This is a genomic window from Streptomyces tibetensis, from assembly GCF_007655005.1.
GTDB lineage: Bacteria > Actinomycetota > Actinomycetes > Streptomycetales > Streptomycetaceae > Streptomyces > Streptomyces tibetensis.
The window spans coordinates 118,589-138,879 of sequence record NZ_SZVW01000025.1; the positions used below are offsets into that span (position 1 = coordinate 118,589).

Annotated in this window: 16 protein-coding genes and 1 pseudogene; 4 read left to right on the plus strand and 13 right to left on the minus strand. The window is 72.0% G+C overall.

The window, feature by feature from the left end; translation table 11 throughout:
• Positions 1-196: 196 nt before the first annotated feature.
• Positions 197-1,336, plus strand: a complete 1,140-nt coding sequence (locus tag FDO69_RS34930; protein WP_104786498.1) for an aminoglycoside phosphotransferase family protein — start codon at positions 197-199, stop codon at positions 1,334-1,336.
• A 68-nt stretch (positions 1,337-1,404) separates the two neighbouring features.
• On the opposite strand, the gene FDO69_RS34935 is transcribed toward FDO69_RS34930, so the two are convergent.
• From FDO69_RS34935 to FDO69_RS34970, 8 genes are all read right to left on the minus strand, one after another.
• Positions 1,405-1,902: a glycosyltransferase family protein gene (locus tag FDO69_RS34935; protein ID WP_104786574.1), complete on the minus strand. Its 498-nt coding sequence runs from the start codon at positions 1,900-1,902 to the stop codon at positions 1,405-1,407.
• A 117-nt stretch (positions 1,903-2,019) separates the two neighbouring features.
• Positions 2,020-2,739, minus strand: coding sequence for a CGNR zinc finger domain-containing protein (locus tag FDO69_RS34940; protein ID WP_104786501.1), 720 nt, complete (start codon positions 2,737-2,739; stop codon positions 2,020-2,022).
• A gap of 29 nt (positions 2,740-2,768) precedes the next feature.
• The gene (locus FDO69_RS34945) at positions 2,769-3,686 is read right to left on the minus strand and encodes a universal stress protein (protein ID WP_104786504.1); all 918 of its coding nucleotides are present in this window, start codon (positions 3,684-3,686) and stop codon (positions 2,769-2,771) included.
• A gap of 156 nt (positions 3,687-3,842) precedes the next feature.
• A complete protein-coding gene (locus FDO69_RS34950; protein WP_104786506.1) occupies positions 3,843-4,085 on the minus strand; it encodes a DUF397 domain-containing protein in 243 nt (80 codons plus the stop codon).
• A gap of 82 nt (positions 4,086-4,167) precedes the next feature.
• Positions 4,168-5,334 carry a thiolase domain-containing protein gene (locus FDO69_RS34955; RefSeq protein WP_104786508.1) on the minus strand — a complete coding sequence of 389 codons (1,167 nt, stop codon included), beginning with the start codon at positions 5,332-5,334 and terminating at the stop codon, positions 4,168-4,170.
• Positions 5,331-6,395, minus strand: a complete 1,065-nt coding sequence (locus FDO69_RS34960; protein ID WP_104786510.1) for a thiolase domain-containing protein — start codon at positions 6,393-6,395, stop codon at positions 5,331-5,333. Before FDO69_RS34960 ends, FDO69_RS34955 begins: the two co-directional genes overlap by 4 nt.
• Entirely contained in the window at positions 6,392-7,333 is a 942-nt protein-coding gene (locus tag FDO69_RS34965) for a Zn-ribbon domain-containing OB-fold protein (RefSeq protein ID WP_104786512.1), read from the minus strand. The genes FDO69_RS34960 and FDO69_RS34965 overlap by 4 nt, the downstream gene beginning before the upstream one ends.
• 120 nt (positions 7,334-7,453) lie before the next feature.
• Positions 7,454-8,254, minus strand: a complete 801-nt coding sequence (locus tag FDO69_RS34970) for a crotonase/enoyl-CoA hydratase family protein (protein WP_104786515.1) — start codon at positions 8,252-8,254, stop codon at positions 7,454-7,456.
• Positions 8,255-8,428: 174 nt separating this feature from the next.
• On the opposite strand from FDO69_RS34970, the gene FDO69_RS34975 reads away from it, so the two are divergent.
• Complete coding sequence (locus FDO69_RS34975) at positions 8,429-10,048, plus strand: acyl-CoA synthetase (RefSeq protein WP_104786518.1); 1,620 nt, start codon at positions 8,429-8,431, stop codon at positions 10,046-10,048.
• Positions 10,049-10,164: 116 nt separating this feature from the next.
• Positions 10,165-12,096, plus strand: a complete 1,932-nt coding sequence (locus FDO69_RS34980; RefSeq protein WP_104786521.1) for a sulfatase — start codon at positions 10,165-10,167, stop codon at positions 12,094-12,096.
• Here FDO69_RS34980 and FDO69_RS34985 read toward each other — a convergent pair.
• The 3 genes and pseudogenes from FDO69_RS34985 to FDO69_RS34995 form a co-directional block, all read right to left on the minus strand.
• Positions 12,068-12,790 carry an alpha/beta fold hydrolase gene (locus tag FDO69_RS34985; protein WP_104786577.1) on the minus strand — a complete coding sequence of 241 codons (723 nt, stop codon included), beginning with the start codon at positions 12,788-12,790 and terminating at the stop codon, positions 12,068-12,070. The genes FDO69_RS34980 and FDO69_RS34985 overlap by 29 nt on opposite strands.
• Before the next feature lie 74 nt (positions 12,791-12,864).
• A pseudogene (locus FDO69_RS34990) lies at positions 12,865-13,080 on the minus strand (alpha/beta fold hydrolase); the annotation flags it as partial.
• A 55-nt stretch (positions 13,081-13,135) separates the two neighbouring features.
• Positions 13,136-14,638 carry an acyl-CoA synthetase gene (locus FDO69_RS34995; protein ID WP_104786524.1) on the minus strand — a complete coding sequence of 501 codons (1,503 nt, stop codon included), beginning with the start codon at positions 14,636-14,638 and terminating at the stop codon, positions 13,136-13,138.
• 188 nt (positions 14,639-14,826) lie between these two features.
• Here FDO69_RS34995 and FDO69_RS35000 point away from each other — a divergent pair, with 188 nt between their 5' ends.
• The gene (locus FDO69_RS35000) at positions 14,827-17,265 is read left to right on the plus strand and encodes a penicillin acylase family protein (RefSeq protein WP_104786580.1); all 2,439 of its coding nucleotides are present in this window, start codon (positions 14,827-14,829) and stop codon (positions 17,263-17,265) included.
• Positions 17,266-17,460: 195 nt separating this feature from the next.
• Here the strand turns inward: FDO69_RS35000 and FDO69_RS35005 are convergent, their stop codons facing one another.
• Both FDO69_RS35005 and FDO69_RS35010 read right to left on the minus strand, forming a co-directional pair.
• Positions 17,461-19,011: an acyl-CoA synthetase gene (locus tag FDO69_RS35005; protein ID WP_104786526.1), complete on the minus strand. Its 1,551-nt coding sequence runs from the start codon at positions 19,009-19,011 to the stop codon at positions 17,461-17,463.
• Complete coding sequence (locus FDO69_RS35010) at positions 19,008-20,135, minus strand: NAD(P)H-dependent flavin oxidoreductase (RefSeq protein WP_104786529.1); 1,128 nt, start codon at positions 20,133-20,135, stop codon at positions 19,008-19,010. Before FDO69_RS35010 ends, FDO69_RS35005 begins: the two co-directional genes overlap by 4 nt.
• Positions 20,136-20,291 lie beyond the last annotated feature (156 nt).

Sequence of the window (20,291 nt, forward strand, 5' to 3'; positions counted from 1 at the left end):
CCCGGGGAGACTTGCCGAGCGACTATTCGCCAGGGTTCGCCAGGGTGCGCCAGATGGTGTGCCACCGGCCATCCGGTGTCAGGTAGGAACGCGCCACCCCGACCCGGTCGCCAGGGACACTCCCCAGGGTTCCCCCGGGCATCCGGGCCGGGTGGTGCGCTGTCGTCGCAGGCACACGAAGGGATCTGTTTCGCCCATGTACACAGCATCGTCCTCCGTGTCCGCACCGCCCCGGTCGCTGCACCCGCGTCCCACGGACAGCGGCCCCTACCTCGCCCCCGCGCGGTCGGCGGCCCCCGTGCTCGGTGCGGGCAGGGCTCGGCGCGGCGCGGTCCTCGGCACCCAACCGCTCAGCGGGAGACTCGACTTGTCCGGCCCTCAGGGCGCGCAGCTGCGCACGGCGATCGCGTCCGTGCACCGCATCTGCCCGGAGTTCGCCCCGGTGCAGGTGCTGCGCCGCAACGGACGGTCCGTGCTCCTGGTCGGTACGACCGGTCGCAGCACGGCTGTCGCCAAGTGTTTACTGGACCACTCGCCCGCCTGGTCGGAGCGGATCCGCCACGAGATAGCGGCATACCGCTCGTTCGTCCGGCACCGCCCACCCGTGCGGGCGCCGAGACTGATCGCGGCGGACCCGGACAACTGCACGCTGGTGATCGAGCGGATGCCGGGCCGGGTGACGGCGCTCCAGCGGCACCCGGCGGAGGCACCGCCCCGGGCGGACATCAGAGCGGCACTCGGCGCGATCTGCCGGCTGAATGCCTGGCGGCCGCCCGCGGGTACGTTCGTCGCCCCGCTCGACTACGCGGCCCGGATCTCCCGGTACCACGAGCTGGGTCTGCTCACCGACCGGGACCTGGGCGACCTGCAGAAACTGCTGCACGGGATCGCGCAGGCCGCCGGGCGGCAGGGCATGGGCCAGTTCTGCCACGGCGACGCACTGCTGTCGAACATTCTCCTGTCACCGGCCGGTCCAGTGCTGGTGGATTGGGAGCATGCGGGCTGGTATCTGCCGGGATACGACCTGGCGACTCTGTGGTCGGTGCTCGGGGACGCGCCGGTCGCCCGTCGTCAGATCAGCCAGATCGCGCAGTCGGCGGGGCCCGCGTCAAGGGATGCCTTCCTGGTGAACCTGATGCTGGTGCTGACCCGTGAGATCCGGACCTACGAGACCGCCGTGCAACGTTCGATGCACGATCCGGCCCCGGCGGCACCGGGCGCGGCCCACCCGGGTGCTGCGCCGACCGGCGAGGAGCAGAGGCTGCTGCTGCGGCGGCTGCACGACGACTGCCAGTTGGCCCGGCGCGCCGTGCGCGCGGCGGTCGGCACTCGCTGACGGGGACGAAGGGGCCGCCGTACACCTGGCACGGTGTACGGCGGCCCCTTCGTGTGCGGCGGTTCGGCTCAGCCCTGCTGGAAGAGTTCCGCGGGCAGCGGTTTGAGGAGGGCGTAGAGGTCGTCCGTGATGGGGCGGTCCCAGGCGGCGATGGTCACGAGGACATTGTCGCTGCGGTCGAACTGCACGCAGGAGATCCGGCTCTCGGAGAGCTTGACGCGGCGCACGATCAGAAGGTTGTCGCCCTGCATGACCGGTACGTCCTCGGTGCTGACGACGGTGACCTCCTCGTCGTTCTCCAGGGCCAGCAGCAGCTGGGCCACCTCGAAGGGGACCTCCCCCTCGGGGACCTCACGGGCCGGGGAGCCCTCCGGCAGATTGCCGATGACCATCGCGGGGCCGCGGCCGCCGAACAGGTCGTAGCGCAGGAAGACGCCCTGGCAGGTGCCGTCGGGCGCGGGCAGCAGTCCCGCACCGAGGTTGCCGGGCCAATCGCCCGGGTCCATGGCCAGTACGTCGAAGTCGGGCCCGGCGGGAGTGGCGCTGCGGCGGCGGAGGAACGACATGTCGCCCATGGTACGTGCCGCGGCCTGCGAAGTGCGGGGCGGGCGGCGGACCGGGTGGCAGGGTTGTCGCCCTGTGCCGGGAGTGGTGCCGGACCATGCGGGCGGGGCCCGGCCGGTCTAGGCCGTCGCCTTGTGCCGCTGGTGGTGGCGGGCCACGCGGGCACGGTTGCCGCAGGAGGGCTTGCACCACTCCTGGCGCGGGTGCTCCTTGAGGAAGTACCGCACGCAGCGCGGCGCGTGGCAGGCGCGCAGCCGGTCGCGGTCGGGGCTCGCGAGGAACGCGATCACGGCGTGTGCGAGGGATGCGGTCAGGTCGTCACCGGCACCGGCGGGCCTGCGCCGGACGACCGGGCCGGCGCCCTCGGGCCAGTCGAGGACGGGCACGGTGGGAGTGCGGGCGGCCGCCTCGTTCAGGTGCCGCACCGCTTCCGGCAGGGGCATGAGCCGGGCCGCGTCCACGGGGCTCGGCTCGCCGGGGCGCACGGCCCGGGCGAAGAGCGCACGGACGGCGGCCCGCAATTCGCGCACGGCGGTGAGCTGCGCGGCGTCGGCGGTGAATATGGCAGTGTGACGGCCGCCGTCGTCGGGCCGCGGCGCCGCGCCCCGGGCGTCCGCGCCGGCAGTGTGACGGTCGCCGTCGGAGGGCTGCGGCTCCGCGCCCCGGTCGTCGGCTCGGCTGCGGGCCCCGGCCGGCAGGGCTTCGGGGTGGGCCCGGACCCACGCGGTCAGGCCTGCCGGGTCGGTCAGGTCGTCGGCGACGCCGCCGTTGCCGTCGTGGCGGATGGTGAGGGCCAGGTCCAGGGCGAGCCGGGCGTCCCTGCTGATCGGTTCCCGCATGCGACTAATGATAGGCCCGACCGTATCCATTACGGGCGGGGTCGGTCCTCCGAGGGTGACGGCGGCACCACGGCGACCGGGCTCACGGCGTGCAGCAGGACGGCGTGGGTGACCGAGCCCATCATGCGGACGGGTGAGAGCAGACGCCGCCGGTGACGGCCGACGACGACGAGGTCGGCGTCCCGGGAGGCCGCCACGAGGTGGCCCGCCGCGTCGCCCGCCGACGGGAGCAGTTCGATCGTGACCTCCGGGTGCCGCTCGCGGTACGGGGCGAGGAAGCCGTCGGCGAGGAGCCGGGTCTCGTCCTCGATGACGTCCTGGTCGACGATCGGCGGGGGCATGTCCCCGGGCATCATCCAGGGCTGCGCGGGCCAGGGGTAGGCGGCGACCGCCTGGAGCCGGGCATCGCGCCGGGCGGCCTCGGCGAAGGCGAACTCGAGTGTGGCCTCGTCGGGGCCGTCCACCTTCAGGCCGACGACCACGCGCGAGCCGGGACCGCCCGGCGCCTCGCCGTCGACCTCGCGTCCGGGCCGGGGCACCACGACGACGGGGCACTCGGCGTCGCGGGCGGCGGCCATGCCGGTGGAGCCGAGCAGCAGACTGGCGAAGCCGCCTCGGCCCCGGGAGCCGAGGACCAGCAGCTGGGCCGTGGCTCCCAGCCCGGGCAGGACCGCGCCGGCCGCGCCCTCCAGGCCGGCGTATTCCGTGTCCGGCTGATCGGCGCGCCCCTCCAGGTGGGCGCGGACCCGGTCGAGAACGGGGTCGTCCTGCGGGTCCGCGCGCAGGGCGGCGAGCACATGTGCCTGCTGTGCCCAGTGTGCGTACTGGCGGACGTGCGCCACGCGCAGGGGTGCCGCGCGCCGGCGAGCGGCGTCGACGGCCCACTCCAGGGCGCGCATGCTGTCGTCCGAACCGTCGACCGCCGCGACGACGGGCAGGGTGCTCATGGGTTCCTCACCTCCGGGATCGGCCGTCCCCTCCCGGGGCCAGCCTGACTCAGGCGGTGGCTCCGGGAAGACGCTCCGGTCGCGTGTCCGGAAATGCGGACGGAACACCCCCGGATCGGCCGTCGGGTCGGCCGTCCGGAACGCTGCGCGCCGTCCTCAGGTGAGGTCGAACTCCCCTTCCCGCGCCCCCGACACGAAAGCGCCCCACTCGGCGGGCGTGAAGATCAGTGAGGGGCTCTCCGGGCGGGCACTGTTGCGCATGGCGATGAAGCCCTCCACGAAGGCGATCTGGACATCCCCCCGCCCTCGGCTGCTGGACTGCCACTGTGCGTCTGTGAGGTCAAGCTCCGGCTTGTCCCAGCCTGTGAGCGGGCGCTGCTGGGTGGTGGTCTCGGCCACGTCGGTGCTCCTCCCGGTTCGTCGTCCGCGGCCAGCCTAGCCATCGTGTCCCACGGCCAACAGGGCACGTGAGGGGGACCTTTCAGGAGTCCGGGGGGCGGTCGCCCACGAGCCACATCGAGAAGAACTGCGAGCCGCCGCCGTAGGCGTGTCCGAGGACCCTGCGAGCCCCGTCCACCTGGTGTTCTCCGGCCTGCCCCCGCACCTGGAGCGCCGCCTCCGCGAAGCGGATCATGCCGGAGGCGCCGATGGGGTTGGTGGACAGCACACCGCCCGACATGTTGACGGGCAGGTCCCCGTCCAGTTCTGTCACGCCCGCCTCGGTGAGCTTCCAGCCCTCGCCCTCGCCGGCGAAGCCCAGGTTCTCCAGCCACATGGGTTCGTACCAGGAGAACGGCACGTAGATCTCGGCGCCGTCGATCTCCCGGCGGGGGTCGGTGATCCCGGCCTGCCGGTAGACGTCGGCGGCGCAGTCCTGCCCGGCCTGCGGGGAGACGAAGTCCTTGCCGGCGAAGAGGGTCGGTTCGCTGCGCATCGCACCGCCCAGCATCCAGGCGGGGGGCCGTGGCGACCGGGCGGCGCCGGCGCGGTCGGTGAGGATCATGGCGCAGGCGCCGTCGGAGGAGGGGCAGGTCTCCGAGTAGCGGATCGGGTCCCACAGCATGGGCGAGGCCATCACCCTGTCGAGGGTGATGTCGTGTTCGTGCAGGTGGGCGTAGGGGTTCTTGAGCGCGTTGCGGCGGTCCTTGTAGGCGACCAGGGCCCCGATCGTCTCGGGCGCGCCGCTGCGGCGCATGTAGGCGCGGATGTGCGGTGCGAAGAAGCCCCCTGCCCCGGCCAGCAGGGGCTGCTGGAAGGGAATGGGCAGGGACAGGCCCCACATGGCGTTCGACTCGGACTGCTTTTCGAAGGCGAGGGTGAGGACCGTGCCGTGGACGCGGGCCGCGACGAGGTTCGCCGCGACGAGCGCGGTGGAGCCGCCGACGGAGCCGGCGGTGTGCACGCGGAGCATGGGTTTGCCGACGGCGCCGAGGGCGTCGGCGAGGTAGAGCTCCGGCATCATGACGCCCTCGAAGAAGTCGGGCGCCTTGCCGATGACGACGGCGTCGATGTCGGCCCAGGTCGACTCGGCGTCCTGGAGGGCGCGTTGCGCCGCCTCCCGGACCAGCCCCGCGAGGGACACGTCCCGGCGGGCCGCGACGTGCCTGGTCTGGCCGATGCCGACGACGGCCACGGGCTCCTTGCTCATCGGGGTTCCCCTTCGAGGACGGCGACCAGGTTCTGCTGGAGGCAGGGGCCGGAGGTGGCGTGGGCGAGGGCGCGGTCGGACGCGCCGCGGTGGATGCGGGCGGCGGCCTCGCCGATGCGGATGAGGCCGGCGGCCATGATCGGGTTGGAGGCGAGCGCACCGCCGGAGGGGTTCACGTCCACGTCGTCGCCCAGCCGGAGGGCCTTGCGCAGGACGATCTCCTGCGCGGTGAAGGGGGCGTGCAGTTCGGCGGTGTCGACGGGCCGCTCGAAGGCTCCGGCCCGCTCTGCGGCCAGGCGGGTCGACGGCGAGTCGGTCAGGTCGCGCACGCCCAGGGCGTGGGCCTCGATGCGGTGGTCGATGCCGCGGATCCAGGCGGGGCGTGCGCACAGGTCCCTGGCCCGGTCTCCCGCTGCGAGGATCACGGCGGCGGCGCCGTCGCCGACGGGCGGGCAGTCGCCGGTGCGCAGGGGCTGTACGAGGTGGTCGCCCTGCGGCACGGGGCCGCGCAGCTGTGCGTGCGGGTTGGTGCGCGCCGCCTCGCGGTTGCGTGCGGCGACGGCGGCGAGGGCGGGCTCGTCGGCGTCACCGGCGTCGATGAGGGCCTGCGCCTGGAGGGCGGCGAGGGCCACGGAGTCGGGCCACAGGGGGGCCACGTAGTACGGGTCGAGCTGGCGGGTCAGGACATCGCGGACCGAGCCCGGCGAGGACTTGCCGTACGAGTAGACCAGTGCGGTGTCGGCGTCGCCGGTGAGGAGTTTCGTCCAGGCCTCGTACGCGGCCCAGGCCCCGTCCATCTCGACGTGCGACTCGGAGATCGGGGGCCAGGCGCCGACGCCGTCGAGGGCGAGGGTGAAGGAGAAGGCGCGGCCGGCGAGGTAGTCGCTGGAGCCGGAGCAGGTGAAGTCGATGTCGGCGGTCTTCAGGCCGGTCCGGTCGAGCACCTCGTGCAGCACCGGCATCAGCATCTCCACCTCGGAGAGCTCGTCGCTGGTGCGCCGGTGGTCGGTCTGGGCGAAGGCGACGACGGCGATCTCGCGGTCCCGCGGTGCGCTCGTCACAGCAGCTCCTTGTAGGTGTCGTAGTCCGCGTCGGGTTCGCCGGTGGGCCGGTAGTGGTCGGGGTAGCGGGCGCCCTCGGTCCACACGGGTTCGACGCGCAGGCCCATGCGGACCTCGTCGTAGGGGATGCCGCCGATCCGGCCGTGCAGCGCGAGGCCGGCGCCGTCGAGGGCGATGTGGGCGTAGACGTAGGGCACCTCGATGTCGAGGTTCTTCGCTTTGATGTTGACGATGCAGAAGGTCGTCACGGTGCCGCGCGGTCCCACCTCGACCTGCTCGGCTGTGGCGATCCCACAGGTGGGGCACGCCCCCCTCGGAGGGACGTACACCTTGCGGCAGGAGGGGCAGCGTTCGCCGACGGTCCGCCGGCCGGACAGGGCGTTGATGTAGGCGGTCTGGGCGCGGCCGGGCGAGTAGGTGTAGTCGAGGCGGGCCTCGGCGACGATGCCGGTGACGGGGTCCTCGAACTCGCCCGCGTGGACGGTGACGGTGGAGTCCTCTCCGTCGTGCGGCTCGAAGCAGGCGATGTCCGTGATGGCGCCGGTGCGTTCCTCCGCCCACCGGACGCGGACGCGCATGCCGGTGTGGACGTCGTCGGGGCCGGGGGCGTCGAGGGCGTGCAGGAGGGCGGTGTCGGCGCCGTCGAGTCGCACCAGAACCCAGGCGAAGGGCGTGTCCAGGGGCTGGCCTCGGCGGGGTTCGTGGTTCCAGGCCCAGGTGGTGACGGTGCCCGTGAGACCGACGTGGACGAGGTCGCTGATCTCCTCGGCGGTGACGGGGTCGTACTCGACGGGCGGGACCAGGGTCCGGCCGTCGCGGGTCTTCACCCCGAGGATCACCCGTTCCCGCAGACCGGTCAGGAAGGCACTCTGGACGGGCCCGAGGGAGCGGGTGAAGGGAAATTCGACGACGAGCGGCGCCTTGAGAACTGCGGACATCGAGGGCCCGCCTCCTTCGAAATCGGCGTGCACGGGGCGCGCCCCCTCAGGGGCGCGGGGAAGTTGTGCGCTCAGCCACCGACGGCCCGCAGCGCTGAACCGGCCGAAGCCGGCGCAGTGTCACGCGCGCTTGTACACGGGTGGTCGCTTCTCCGCGAAGGCGCGGGCGCCCTCCTTGGCGTCGGCGGTGTCGAAGACGGGCCAGCCGCGGGTGAGTTCGGCGGCGAGGCCGTCGGTCTCGGTCATCTCGGCGGTCTCGTAGACGGACGCCTTGACGGCCTCGACGGCCAGCGGGCCGCAGGAGTTGATCTGCCCGGCGATCTCCAGCGCCCTGCTCAGTGCCGTGCCGTCGGGGACGACATGGCCGACCAGGCCGATGGCGGCGGCCTCCCGGGCGCGGTAGGGGCGGCCGGTGAGGAGCATCTCCAGGGCGTGGGTGCGCGGGATCTGGCGTTGCAGCCGGACCGTGGAGCCGCCGATGGGGAACAGGCCGCGCTTCACCTCGAACAGGCCGAAGGTGGCGGACTCGGCGGCGACGCGGATGTCGGTGCCCTGGAGTATCTCGGTGCCGCCGGCGACGCAGTGCCCCTCGACGGCGGCGATCACCGGCTTGCGCGGACGGTGATGGCGCAGCATCGCCTTCCAGTGCAGGTCGGGGTCGGCCTTGAGCCGGTCCCGGTACTCCTGTCCGGCCATGCCGTTCCCGGCGAGGGCCTTGAGGTCCATGCCGGAGCAGAACGAGCCGCCCGCGCCGGTGAGGACGATCGAGCGGACCGAGTCGTCCGCGTCGGCCTCCAGCCACCCGTCGTGCAGGCCGACGAGCATCGGCAGTGAGAGCGCGTTTCTGGCCTGCGGCCTGTTGAGCGTGAGCACCAGTGTGGCGCCTTCGCGCTGCACGGTGAGGTGTTCCGTCCCACCCATGGCGAACTCCCCTCTCGTGGAACGAGAACAGGTTGCAGTAGGCCGGGAAGCACTTCAAGGGTTTTCTGACAGGCAGTCAGATTCTTTCGCGCGGGCCCTTCACACTTGGACCGCCCTTTGCTCTGATGACCGCGAACCGTCCGATGCCAGGCACGCCCGGGGTCAGGAGGAGCGGTGGAGTACAACCTTGCCGACCTGTTCGAGTCGGTCGTCGACGTCGTCCCCGGCCGTGAGGCGCTGGTGTACGCCGACCATCCCGGCACTGGGGCGGAGCGCCGTCTGACCTACGCGGAGCTGGACGCCGCGGCCAACCGTGTCGGCCACCACCTGCTCGACAGCGGGATACGCCCCGGTGAACACCTCGGGCTCCACCTGTACAACGGCGTGGAGTACCTGCAGACGGTGCTGGGGTGCCTGAAGGCACGGATCGTGCCGGTCAATGTCAACTATCGCTATGTGGAAGAGGAGTTGGTCTACCTCTACCGGGACGCGGACCTGGTGGCGCTGGTCTTCGACGCCGAGTTCACGGACCGGGTGGCGGCGGCACGGCCGCGGGCGGAGAAGCTGCGGCATCTGATCCGGGTGGGTGCTCCGGGGCCGGGGGCCGCGGAGGTGCCCTGCGTGGAGTTCGCACAGGCGGAGGCCGCCGGGTCGCCCGGGCGTGGCTTCCCGGCCCGTTCGGCCGATGACCAGTTCATCATCTACACCGGCGGCACGACCGGGATGCCCAAGGGCGTGATGTGGCGGCAGGAGGATCTGTTCTTCGCGGGTCTCGGCGGGGGCGCCCCGACCGGGGAGCCGGTGAAGAAGCCGGAGGAGCTCGCCGAGCGGGTCGCGGCCGGCGGCGCGGGGATCACGTTCTTCCCGACGCCTCCGCTGATGCACGGCACCTCCACCCTCACGGCGTTCATCGGTTTCCACTTCGGGCAACGGGTGGTGATCCACCGCAAGTTCGTGCCCGAGGAGGTGCTGCGGACCGTGGAGAAGGAGAGGGTCAGCAGCATCTCGCTGGTGGGGGACGCCATGCTGCGGCCGCTGATCGACGCGCTGAGCGGCCCGCTGCGGCACATCGACCGCTCGTCGCTGTTCAGCGTGTCGTCGTCCGGCGCGATCATGTCGGACACGGTGCGCCGGCAGTTCCGGGAGCTGGTGCCGAACGCCATGCTGCTGAACAACTTCGGCTCCTCGGAGTCGGGCTTCAACGGGACGGCGACCGAGGACTCCGGCCCGGAGCGGGGCTTCCGGGTGCGGGTCAACGCCCGCACCCAGGTGGTCGACCCGGGCACCTGCGCACCGGTGGCTCCCGGCGAGGTGGGCCGGATCGCCCAGTGCGGACATGTGCCGCTCGGCTACTACAACGACCCGGTCAAGACCGCCGCGACCTTCTTCGTCAGGGACGGTGAGCGGTGGGTGCTGCTCGGCGACATGGCCACCGTCGACGAGGAGGGCGTGGTCACCGTCCTGGGCCGGGGCTCGCAGTGCATCAACACCGGCGGCGAGAAGGTGTACCCGGAGGAGGTCGAGCAGGCCCTCAAGTCCCATCCGGACGTCTACGACGCGCTGGTGGCGGGGGTGCCGGACCTTCAGTGGGGACACCATGTGGCGGCGGTGGTGCAACTGCGCGCGGGTGCGGCGCGGCCGTCGCTGGAGGACATCCGGGTCCATTGCCGCGACCGGCTCGCCGGTTACAAGATCCCTCGCCAGCTGGTGATCACCGAATCGATACGGCGGTCGCCGAGCGGCAAGGCGGACTACCGGTGGGCGCGGGAGGTGGCGGTGACCGCCGACGAGTGATTCTCCGGCCGGGACATTGAACCTAAGGTGACGTGCGGACGTACTGGTGGTGGCAGACAGGCCCGCCTGGGCTCTGTTCGGCATGCCATCGCAAGACCGCACGGAAGGACCACCGGGTGTCGCTCTTCACTCGCTCCCGTCAGCTTTCGGACGACACGGCCGAGGGCGGGGCGAAACCCGCTGAAGAGACCGGCACGGCGGATCCAGTGGAGGCCGACGGCGGGACGAAACGCGCTGAAGACACCGGATCGGCGGATCCGGTGGAGGCCGACGGCGGGGCGAAACCGGACGAAGACACCGGCACGGGGGATCCGGCGGACGGCACCGCCACCGACGACGCCCCCGAGAACGCCACCCCGGCACAAGAGCCCCCTTCCGGGCAGCCCCCGACAACGAAGCCCGGCTGGTTCGGCTGGCGGCACCACTACCCCCGTGCGGCACGAGGCGTCTCCATCGGTACGACGGTGCTGGCCGGCGCCCTGGTGCTGTTCGCCCTGCTGGTGCCGAACCGGATCGAGCGCATCGAGTTCGCTTCGTTCGTCCGCATCCCCGCCGAGGGCGTGCTGCTCGCCGGGCTGCTGCTCGCGCTGCCGTCGAAACCCCGGCGCGTCACGGCGGTGGTCACGGGCGTGTTCCTGGGCCTGGTCACGGTGCTGAAGTTCGTCGACATGGGCTTCTACCAGATCCTGGCCCGGCCCTTCGACCTGGTCCTGGACTGGATCCTGATCGAGAACGGCACGGACTTCCTCAGGGAGACGTTCGGCCGCACCGGCCAGGTGCTGGCCGTGACCGGCGTGATCGTCCTGTTCGTCGCGCTGCTCGTACTCACGACGCTCGCGGTGGTGCGGCTGACGAACCTGATGGTCCGGCACCGGCCCGCGGCCGGCCGCACGGTCCTGATCCTCGGGACGGCGTGGATCGCCTGCATGACCCTGGGCGTACAGCTCGGCACCGTGCCGATCGCCACCAAGGGCAATGCCGAGTTCCTCGGCAACCGGGTGGACCAGGTGCGTGCCGGGTTGCGGGACGCCCGGGTCTTCGAGAAGCAGGCCGCGGTGGACGCCTTCGCGAAGACGCCGCCCGACCAGTTGCTCACGGGGCTGCGCGGCAAGGACGTCCTGTTCACGTTCATCGAGAGTTACGGCAGGGTCGCGATCGACGACCCGGCGATGGCGCAGCAGACCGACGCGGTGCTCAAGGAGGGCACCGGAAGGCTGAAGGCGGCCGGTTTCGAGTCGCGCAGCGGCTGGCTGCAGTCGCCGGTGACGGGCGCGGGCAGCTGGCTCGCCCACTCGACCTTCCTGTCCGGGCTGTGGATCAAGAACCAGCAGCGGTACCGCAGTCTCACCACGAGCGACCGCATGACGCTGACGAAGTACTTCGGGAAGACGGGGGCCTGGCGGACCGTCGGCGTCGTGCCGGGTGTGCGGCGGGCCTGGCCTGAGGGGAAGTACTTCGGCCTGGACCACATCTACGACTCCGAGCACCTCGGCTACCACGGCCCGTACTTCAGCTGGACGCCCGTGCCCGACCAGTTCAGCATGGAGGCGTTCCAGCGTCTGGAGCACGGCAAGAAGGACCGCGAGCCGATCATGGCGGAGATCATCCTGGCCTCCAGCCACAACCCCTGGTCCCCCATCGCCCACATGATCGACTGGGAGGACCTCGGCGACGGCTCGGTGTTCCACCAGATCAAGAAGGAGGGCACCGACCCCGCTGAGGTCTGGAAGGACCCGGAGAAGGTGCGCGCCGAGTACCGCAAGGCCATCGAGTACTCGATCCGCAGCCTGACCGAGTGGGTCGAGCGCTACGGCGACGACGACACGGTGCTGGTCTTCCTCGGCGACCACCAGCCGGTGCCGACCGTCACCGCCGGGGACACCGGCAAGGACGTGCCGGTGACGATCGTCGCCCACGACAAGAAGGTCCTGGACCGGGTCGCCGACTGGGGCTGGACGGACGGCCTCAAGCCGGCCGCGAACGCGCCCCGATGGGGCATGGACACCTTCCGCGACCGCTTCATGACGGCGTACGGTCCGCGGGGCTGAGGAACTCCGCCACGGTCGCGAGGAACTCCTCCGGACGGGCCTCGTGCACGAGATGCCCCGCGTCGACGGTGATGTGCCGGGCGTCGGGGAGCAGTTCGGCGAACGCAGCGATCTGGTCCTGCGGGATCGGGCTGCTCGGTCCGCCACCGATCAGCAGCGTGGGCATGGTGATCCGCCCCATGTGGTCCCACCACACAGGGTTGGGGGCGTTGCGCTGTTCATCGGTGGCGAGGATCATCGCCCAGTCGTACGGGAGGTCCCCGCCGGGCCGTTGGGCGGGCGGGCGTGGTGGGTCGAGCGGGAAGGGCGCGGGCACGTCCTCCAGGACGAGCCGTCGCACGAGCCCCGGACTTCGTTGGGCGAGCAGGTAGGCGACGGCGCCGCCCAGCGAGTGGCCCACGACGTCGGCGCGGTGGATGCCGAGCGCCCCGAGGAGGGCGTGGATGTCGTCGCGCATGGTCTCGTACGCGTATCCGCCGGGCCAGTCGCTTCGGCCGTGTCCGCGCAGATCGGGGGCGTACACCCGGCGAGGCCCGGCGGGCCCGGTGGCCAGGGCCGGGGCGATGGACGCCCAGTCGGCGCCGTCGGCCCCCCTGGCGTGCAGCAGGACGAGAGGCTCCGCGTCCCGCGGTCCCCAGACACGGAAGGCCTGCGTGATGCCGTTCGCCTGCACGGTGCGCGGTGCTGTGTCCATGCCGTGCACGGTAGGCGAAGTGCGCTTCGGCGCCGGGCTCCCTCTGCCGACAGCAGAGGCGCGTGCGGCTGCGGTCAGGAGAAGAAGGCGGCCACGCGCCGCACGAACCACTCCGGGTCGTCGAGCCAGGGGTAGTGCCCGGCTCCCGGCTGCACCGCGAACTCGGCAGCGGGGAAGGCCTCTGCGGCACGGCCGGCGAGCGCCGGCCTCGGGCCTCCGTCGACTCCTCCGGCGAGGACGAGCACGGGGGCTTTCACCCGGGCGAGCGCATCCCGTGTCGCGTCGGGGTCAGCACCAACTGCCGGTGGGCGGTCCGGCACAACCGGGTTCTCCTGTCCGGGCGCGCTAGCCGTTCCCGAGGTCGTTCCTCAGCTCCCGTTTGAGGATCTTCCCGCTGGCGTTGCGCGGGAGTTCGGCCACGAACACCACCCGCTTGGGGGCCTTGAAGGAGGGCAGTTTCTCCCGGACGTGGTCGATCAGTTCCGCTTCCGAGACCTCGCCGCGCGGGACGACGACGGCCGTCACCGCTTCGATCCAGCGGTCGTCCGGGAGGCCCACGACCGCCGCCTCGGCGACGCCGGGGTGCGTGTACAGCGCGTCCTCGACCTGGCGTGAGGCGATGACGACCCCGCCGGAGTTGATGACGTCCTTCACCCGGTCGACGATCGTGAAGTAGCCGTGCGCGTCGCGTACCGCGAGGTCGCCGGAGCGGAACCAGCCGTCGCGGAAGGCCGCGGCGGTCTCCTCCGGCTTGTCCCAGTAGCCCTCGCACAGTTGCGGGGAGCGGTAGACGATCTCGCCGGGGGTGCCGTCGGGTACGTCCTCGCCGTTCTCGTCGACCACGCGCGCGTCGACGAACAGAACGGGTCGGCCGCAGGAGTCCATGCGGCCCTTGTGCTCGTCGGGCGCGAGGACCGTGGCCAGCGGGCCGATCTCGCTCTGGCCGAAGCAGTTGTAGAAGGCCAGGCCCGGCAGGCGCTCCCGCAGCCGTTCCAGTACCGGGACGGGCATGATCGACGCGCCGTAGTAGGCCTTGCGCAGGCCGCTCAGGTCGCGGGTGGCGAAGTCGGGGCGGCCGGACAGGGCGATCCAGACGGTGGGCGGTGCGAACAGGCTGTCCACGCGGCCCGCCTCGATCAGGTCGAAGAGCCGGTCGCCGTCGGGTGCGTCGAGGATGACGTTCGTCGCGCCGACGGCGAGGTAGGGCAGCAGGAAGACGTGCATCTGCGCCGAGTGGTACAGCGGCAGGGAGTGCGCGGGGCGGTCACCGGCACTGAGGTCGAGAGCGGTGATCGCGCTCAGGTACTCGTGCACCAGGGCCCGGTGCGTCATCATCGCGCCCTTGGGCCGGGCGGTCGTCCCCGAGGTGTAGAGCAGTTGCACGAGGTCCTCGGCGCGCGGCTCCGGCCCGTCGTGGGCCGGCTCCCCCGGCAGCCGTGCGAGCAGCGAGTCGTCGGTGTCGCGCAGCGGCAACGTCCGCACCCCACTGGGCAGTTGCGCCGCCAGATCGGGGTCGGTGAGGACCAGGGCGCTGCCGGACTGGCCGACGATGTAGGCGAGGTCGTCGCCGGTCAGGTTCTGGTTGACGGGTACGTGCACCAGACCCGCCCGGGCGCAGGCCAGGAAGGCGATCAGATAGGCGTCGGAGTTGTGGCCGTAGGCGCCGACCCGGTCCCCGGGGGCCAAGCCCTGGCCGAGGAGGAGGCTCGCCGCGCGGGAGACGGCGGTGTCGAGTTCGTCGTACGTCCAGGTCCGCTCGGCGTACTCCACCGCGACGCGCGCCGGTGTGCGCCGGGCGCTGCGCCGCAGGACTCCGTCGACCGTGCTGCCCTGTCCTGGCGTCGTCATGACACATGATCCTCGGTCGACCGCACGGGGAGGTCAAGGACCCCGGGCAGGCCGGGAGCCGGGGACGGTGATCGGCCACGAGCAACCCTGCCGCCCTCGACGGCGTCCGGTGTCATGGAAACCGACGGATGTTCGAACCAGGTTCGTACACACGACACTCCTTTCCCTCGACGATGTTGGAGGGCACGATGCGCAGCCGTCTGAGACGACTCGTTCTCGGGGCCACGGCCCTGTTCACCGCCGCGTCCGCGTTACCCGCGGCGGCCGCCACGACCCAGCAGCGGGCAGAGCAACACCCTTCCCGCGACGGCCACTCCGCCGTCATCCGCTACACCGAGTACGGCATTCCGCACATCCTCGCGAAGAACTACACCGACCTGGGCTTCGGTACGGGCTGGGCGCAGGCCGCCGACGAGGTGTGCACGCTGGCCGACGGGTTCGTGACGCTGCGGGGCGAGCGGTCCCGGTACTTCGGCGCCGACGCGCCCGCCGGCGGCGACCTCTCGGCGGCCAGGACGAACCTCGCGAGCGACCTGTACTTCGGCGGGGTCCGTGAGAGCCGTACCGTGGAGAAGCTGCTCGCCGAGCCCGCGCCCGCAGGGCCCAGCCGGCAGGTCCGGGACATGATGCGCGGCTGGGCCGCCGGTTACAACGCCTGGCTGAAGCAGGAGAAGATCACGGATCCTTCCTGCGCGGGCGCGTCCTGGGTCCGGCCGGTCTCCGAACTGGACGTGGCCGCCCGGGGGCTGGCGATCGCCTCGATCTCCGGGGAGGGGCGGTTCGTGGAGACGATCACGAGCGCGCAGCCCCCGGCCGGAGCCTCCACCACCCCCGGCGCCCCGTCCGCCCGCACGCCGGGCGGGAGGGCGGCGGCGAAGGCCGCCGCGGACGCGGCGGACGAGCTGTGGGGCGACCCCGGCATGGGGTCCAACGCGGTCGCCTTCCGCGGTGACACCACGGCGAACGGACGTGGCCTGCTGCTGGGCAACCCGCACTACCCGTGGGACGGCGGGCGGCGGTTCTGGCAGTCGCAGCAGACGATCCCGGGAGAGCTGAACGTGTCCGGCGGTTCCCTGCTCGGCACCCCGGCGATCTCCATCGGGTTCAACGCGCACGTGGCGTGGAGCCACACCGTCTCCACCGGCATTCCGGCCAACTTCCACCAGCTGACGCTCGATCCGGCCGATCCCACGACCTACCTGGTGGACGGCAGGCCGGAGCGCATGAAGAAGCGGACCGTGACGGTCGCGGTGAAGGACGGCACGCCGGTCACCCGCACCCAGTGGTGGACCCGTTACGGCCCCGTCGTCACCTCCCTCAGCTCCCAGGTCCCGCTGCCGTGGACCGCCAGGACGGCGTACGCCCTGAACGATCCGAACGCGGCGAACCTCCGCTTCCCCGACACCTCGCTCGGCTTCGCCAAGGCGCGGAGCACGGCCGACGTCCTCGCCTCTCTCGACCGGCACCAGGGCATCCCCTGGGTGAACACGCTCGCCGCCGACCGCGCGGGGCACTCCCTGTTCACCCAGTCCCAGGTACTCCCCCGCATCACCGACGAGCTGGCGCAGCGCTGCTCCACGGATCTGGGCAGGACCACGTACCCGGCGTCCGGGATCGCGATCCTCGACGGCTCGCGCGGCGACTGCGCGCTCGGCAGCGACCCCGGCGCCGCCGCGCCGGGAATCTTCGGACCGTCGAGGATGCCGACGCTGAAGGACGCCCCGTACGCGGAGAACTCCAACGGCACCGCGTGGATGACCAACGCCGACCGGCCGCTCACCGGGTACGAGCGGATCTTCGGCACGGTGGGCACACAGCTCGGCCTGCGCACCCGTGGCGCGGTCGAGGACGTCGCGGCGATGGCTGACCGCGGCGGACTGACCGTACGCGACCTGCAGAAGCAGCAGTTCGCCAACCGGGTGCCCGCGGGCGACCTCGCCGCCGAGGACGTGGCACGGGCGTGCGCCGCCCTGCCCGGCGGTACGGCGACGGGCAGCGACGGCAAGGCCGTCGATGTGTCGGCGGCCTGTGGGGTGCTGAAGGCGTGGGACCGCACCATGGACACCGGCAGCCGGGGAGCGCTGCTCTTCGACCGGTTCTGGCGCAGGCTGGAACAGACGGTTCCGGCGGACCGGTTGTGGAAGGTGCCGTTCTCTGCTTCGGATCCGGTCCGCACTCCGAACACCCTGAACACGGAGGCGGCGGGCTTCCCGGGCGCGCTGGCCGACGCGGTGGCCGAGCTGCGGAGCGCGGGCATCGCGCTCGACGCGCCGCTCGGCGCGCACCAGTTCGTCGTTCGCGACGGCGAGCGCCTGCCCGTGCCGGGCGGCGCGGGGCGGCTCGGCGTGTGGAACGTGATCGAGCCGACGTGGGACGCGGCCGGCGGCGGCTACACAGAGGTGCCGTTCGGGTCCAGTCATCTGCAGGCGGTCGGCTGGGACGGCAGTCGCTGTCCGGTGGCCCGCACGCTGCTGACGTACTCCCAGTCGTCGAACCCGAAGTCGCCGCACTTCGCCGACCAGACCCGGCTGTTCTCCGGCGAGAAGTGGGTCGCGTCGCGCTTCTGCGAGAAGGACATCCTGTCCTCGCCGAAGTTGAAGGTCGTGCGGGTGCACGAACACCGCTGAACCGTGCGCGGGGTGCCGCTCCCCTGGGGGCGTCACCCCTCGCGCGGTGCCGTTCCCGTGGGGCGGAACCCTGCGCACGGCAGGCGCCGGAGCGGCAGGCCGGGAGGCCCTCCGTGACCGCGAGCCAACCGGAGCGAGACGCCGGACAGTACCCCCGCGGCCGCCCGAACCGTGGCCTCGGGCCGCCGGGCGGGCTCACACGGGTCGCGTCCGGCCCTCCCAGTACGGCTCCCGCAACCGCCGCTTGTACAGCTTGCCGTTGGGGTCGCGGGGCATCTCGGTGATGAAGTCGACGCTCCTGGGCCGCTTGTACCCGGCGAGCCGGTGGGCGCAGTGGTCGAGGAGGTCGGCCGCGAGGGCGGGCCCGGGCCGGTGCCCGGGGGCCGGTTCGACGACCGCCTTGACCTCCTCGCCCCAGTCGTCGTGCGGGATGCCGAAGACGGCGGCGTCCGCGACGGCGGGGTGGGCGAGCAGGGCCGACTCGATCTCGGCCGGGTAGATGTTGACCCCTCCGGAGATGATCAGGTCGATCTTGCGGTCGCGCAGGAAGAGGTAGCCGTCCTCGTCGAGGTGGCCCAGGTCGCCGACGGTGAAGAAGTCGCCGATGCGGTTCTTGCGGGTCTTGGCCTCGTCCTTGTGGTATGAGAAGCCGCCGGTGGTCATCTTCATGTAGACGGTGCCGAGTTCTCCGGGTGGCAGCCGGTTGCCGTCGTCGTCGAAGATCGCGAGCTCGCTGATGGGCCAGGCCTTGCCGACGGTGCCGGGCTTCTTCAGCCAGTCCTCGGCGGTGGCGAAGGCGCCGCCGCCCTCGCTGGCCGCGTAGTACTCCTCCACACAGGGCCCCCACCAGTCGAGCATGGCCCGCTTCACGTGGTCGGGGCAGGGCGCGGCACCGTGGATGGCATGCCGCATGGAGGAGACGTCGTAACGGTCCTTCACCTCGCCGGGCAGGGCCAGCAGGCGGTGGAACTGGGTCGGGACCATATGGGTGTGGGTGCAGCCGTGGGCGTCGATGAGCCGGAGCATCTCCTCGGGCGTCCACTTGTCCATGAGGACCAGCCGGTGGCCGATGTGCAGGGACGCGCCGGCGAACTGCAGGACGGCCGTGTGGTAGAGCGGCGAGCACACGAGGTGCACGTTGTCGTCGAACGGCCGGATGCCGAAGATGCCGAGGAAGCCGCCGAGGTAGGCCTCCTCCGGGGGTTTGCCGGGCAGCGGGCGGCGGATGCCGCGGGGGCGGCCGGTGGTGCCCGAGGTGTAGTTCATGACCCAGCCGAGCGTGCGGTCGGCGGGCGCCGACTCGGGCTGCCCGTCCAGGAGTTCGGCGTACGGGCGGAAGCCCTCGACCGTGCCCGCGGCGTACCGGTGGGTGGCCGGCAGTCCGGCCTCGTCGGCGGCGTGGCGGGCCGCTTCGGCGAAGCGCTCGTGGGCGAGGAGCACCTTGGCGCCGGAGTCGGAGACGATCCAGGCGATCTCCGGTCCGACGAGGTGGTGGTTGACGGGGACGAGGTAGAACCCGGCCTGGCTGGCGGCGAGATAGGCGGTGAGGAACTCGACGCCGTTGGGCAGGACCACGGCGAAGGTGTCGCCGCGTTCCAGTCCGGCGGCGCGCAGGCCGTGCACGAGCCGGTTGGCGGCGGCGTGCAGGCGTCCGGCGGTCCACTCCTCGCCGTCGGGTGCGACGAGCACCTTCCGGTCGGGGTGCTGTGCGGCCTGGGCCCAGAAACCCACGGGGGGTGTGCTCACGACTGTCCGCTCCTTCCGGCGATGCGGTTGACGCGGTCCACGGCCTGCTCGAAGCCGCGGGTGAGGTCGTCGAAGACGGCCTGCACGCTGCGTTCGCTGTTCATCCGGCCGACGATCTGCCCGACCGGGGTGCCGAGCAGCGGGTCGACCTCGTACTTCTGGATGCGCGAGACGGCCTCGGCGACCAGCAGCCCCTGCAGCGGCATGGGCAGGGTGCCGGGCCCGGCCGGGTCGTCCCAGGCGTCGGTCCACTCGGTGCGCAGCTGGCGGGCGGGCTTGCCGGTCAGCGCACGGGAGCGGACGGTGTCGCCGGAGCCGGCCGCGAGGAGCTTGCGGGTCAGGGCGGGCGAGTGCAGGTCCGCTTCGGTGGTGGTCAGCCACAGGGAGCCCAGCCACACACCCTGGGCCCCGAGGGTGAGGGCGGCAGCGACCTGCTGTCCGCTGCCGATGCCGCCGGCGGCCAGGACGGGCAGCGGGGCGACGGCGTCGACGACCTCGGGGGTGAGCACCATGGAGGCGATCTCGCCGGTGTGGCCGCCCGCCTCGTAGCCCTGCGCCACGACGATGTCGATCCCGGCGTCCCGGTGCTTCTCGGCGTGCCGGGCGCTGCCCGCGAGTGCGGCGACGAGCACGTCCTGGTCGTGGGCGCGGGCGATGACGTCGGCGGGCGGGGAGCCGAGGGCGTTGGCGAGGAGCCGGATCGGGTAGTCGAAGGCGACGTCCAGCTGGCTGCGGGCGACCTGCTCCATCCAGCCGGTGATGCGCCAGCCGGACGCCTCGCCCTCGGCGAGTTCGGGCACGCCGTGCTTGGCGAGGGTGTCCCGGACGAACTGCCGGTGGCCCTCGGGGATCATCGCCTCTACGTCGGCCTCGGTCAGTGTTCGATTGTTCGGGGCTTCGACCTTCTTCGCCGGCATCACGACGTCCAGCCCGTACGGCCTGCCGTCGACGTGTGCCTCGATCCAGTCCAGGTCGCGTTTGAGTTCGTCGGGGGCGGTGTAGCGGACCGCGCCGAGCACGCCGAAGCCGCCGGCCCGGCTGATGGCCGCGGCGACGGCGGGGAACGGCGTGAAGCCGAAGACGGCGTGCTCGATTCCCAGTGTCTGGCTCAGCTCCGTCTGCATGGGCGCAGGATGCCGGAGTCCTCCGGAGGACGGAAGGGGTTTTCTGATGCTCCGTCAGATTCAGGATCCGGCTGGTTCCCGCGTGCGGTCTATGGGCGGAGGCGGGCGGCGGACATACTTCATGAGACATGCGAGTCGGCAGAGGCGAAGGGGTAC

Coding starts and splice junctions, on each gene's coding strand:
- FDO69_RS34935 (WP_104786574.1), bottom strand. CDS start 1,902: ATGTCGTTCCTCCGCCGCCGCAGCGCCACTCCCGCCGGGCCCGACTTC.
- FDO69_RS35010 (WP_104786529.1), bottom strand. CDS start 20,135: ATGCAGACGGAGCTGAGCCAGACACTGGGAATCGAGCACGCCGTCTTC.
- FDO69_RS34930 (WP_104786498.1), top strand. CDS start 197: ATGTACACAGCATCGTCCTCCGTGTCCGCACCGCCCCGGTCGCTGCAC.
- FDO69_RS34945 (WP_104786504.1), bottom strand. CDS start 3,686: ATGAGCACCCTGCCCGTCGTCGCGGCGGTCGACGGTTCGGACGACAGC.
- FDO69_RS35000 (WP_104786580.1), top strand. CDS start 14,827: ATGCGCAGCCGTCTGAGACGACTCGTTCTCGGGGCCACGGCCCTGTTC.
- FDO69_RS34940 (WP_104786501.1), bottom strand. CDS start 2,739: ATGCGGGAACCGATCAGCAGGGACGCCCGGCTCGCCCTGGACCTGGCC.
- FDO69_RS34995 (WP_104786524.1), bottom strand. CDS start 14,638: ATGACGACGCCAGGACAGGGCAGCACGGTCGACGGAGTCCTGCGGCGC.
- FDO69_RS34970 (WP_104786515.1), bottom strand. CDS start 8,254: ATGGGTGGGACGGAACACCTCACCGTGCAGCGCGAAGGCGCCACACTG.
- FDO69_RS34985 (WP_104786577.1), bottom strand. CDS start 12,790: ATGGACACAGCACCGCGCACCGTGCAGGCGAACGGCATCACGCAGGCC.
- FDO69_RS34965 (WP_104786512.1), bottom strand. CDS start 7,333: ATGTCCGCAGTTCTCAAGGCGCCGCTCGTCGTCGAATTTCCCTTCACC.
- FDO69_RS34955 (WP_104786508.1), bottom strand. CDS start 5,334: ATGAGCAAGGAGCCCGTGGCCGTCGTCGGCATCGGCCAGACCAGGCAC.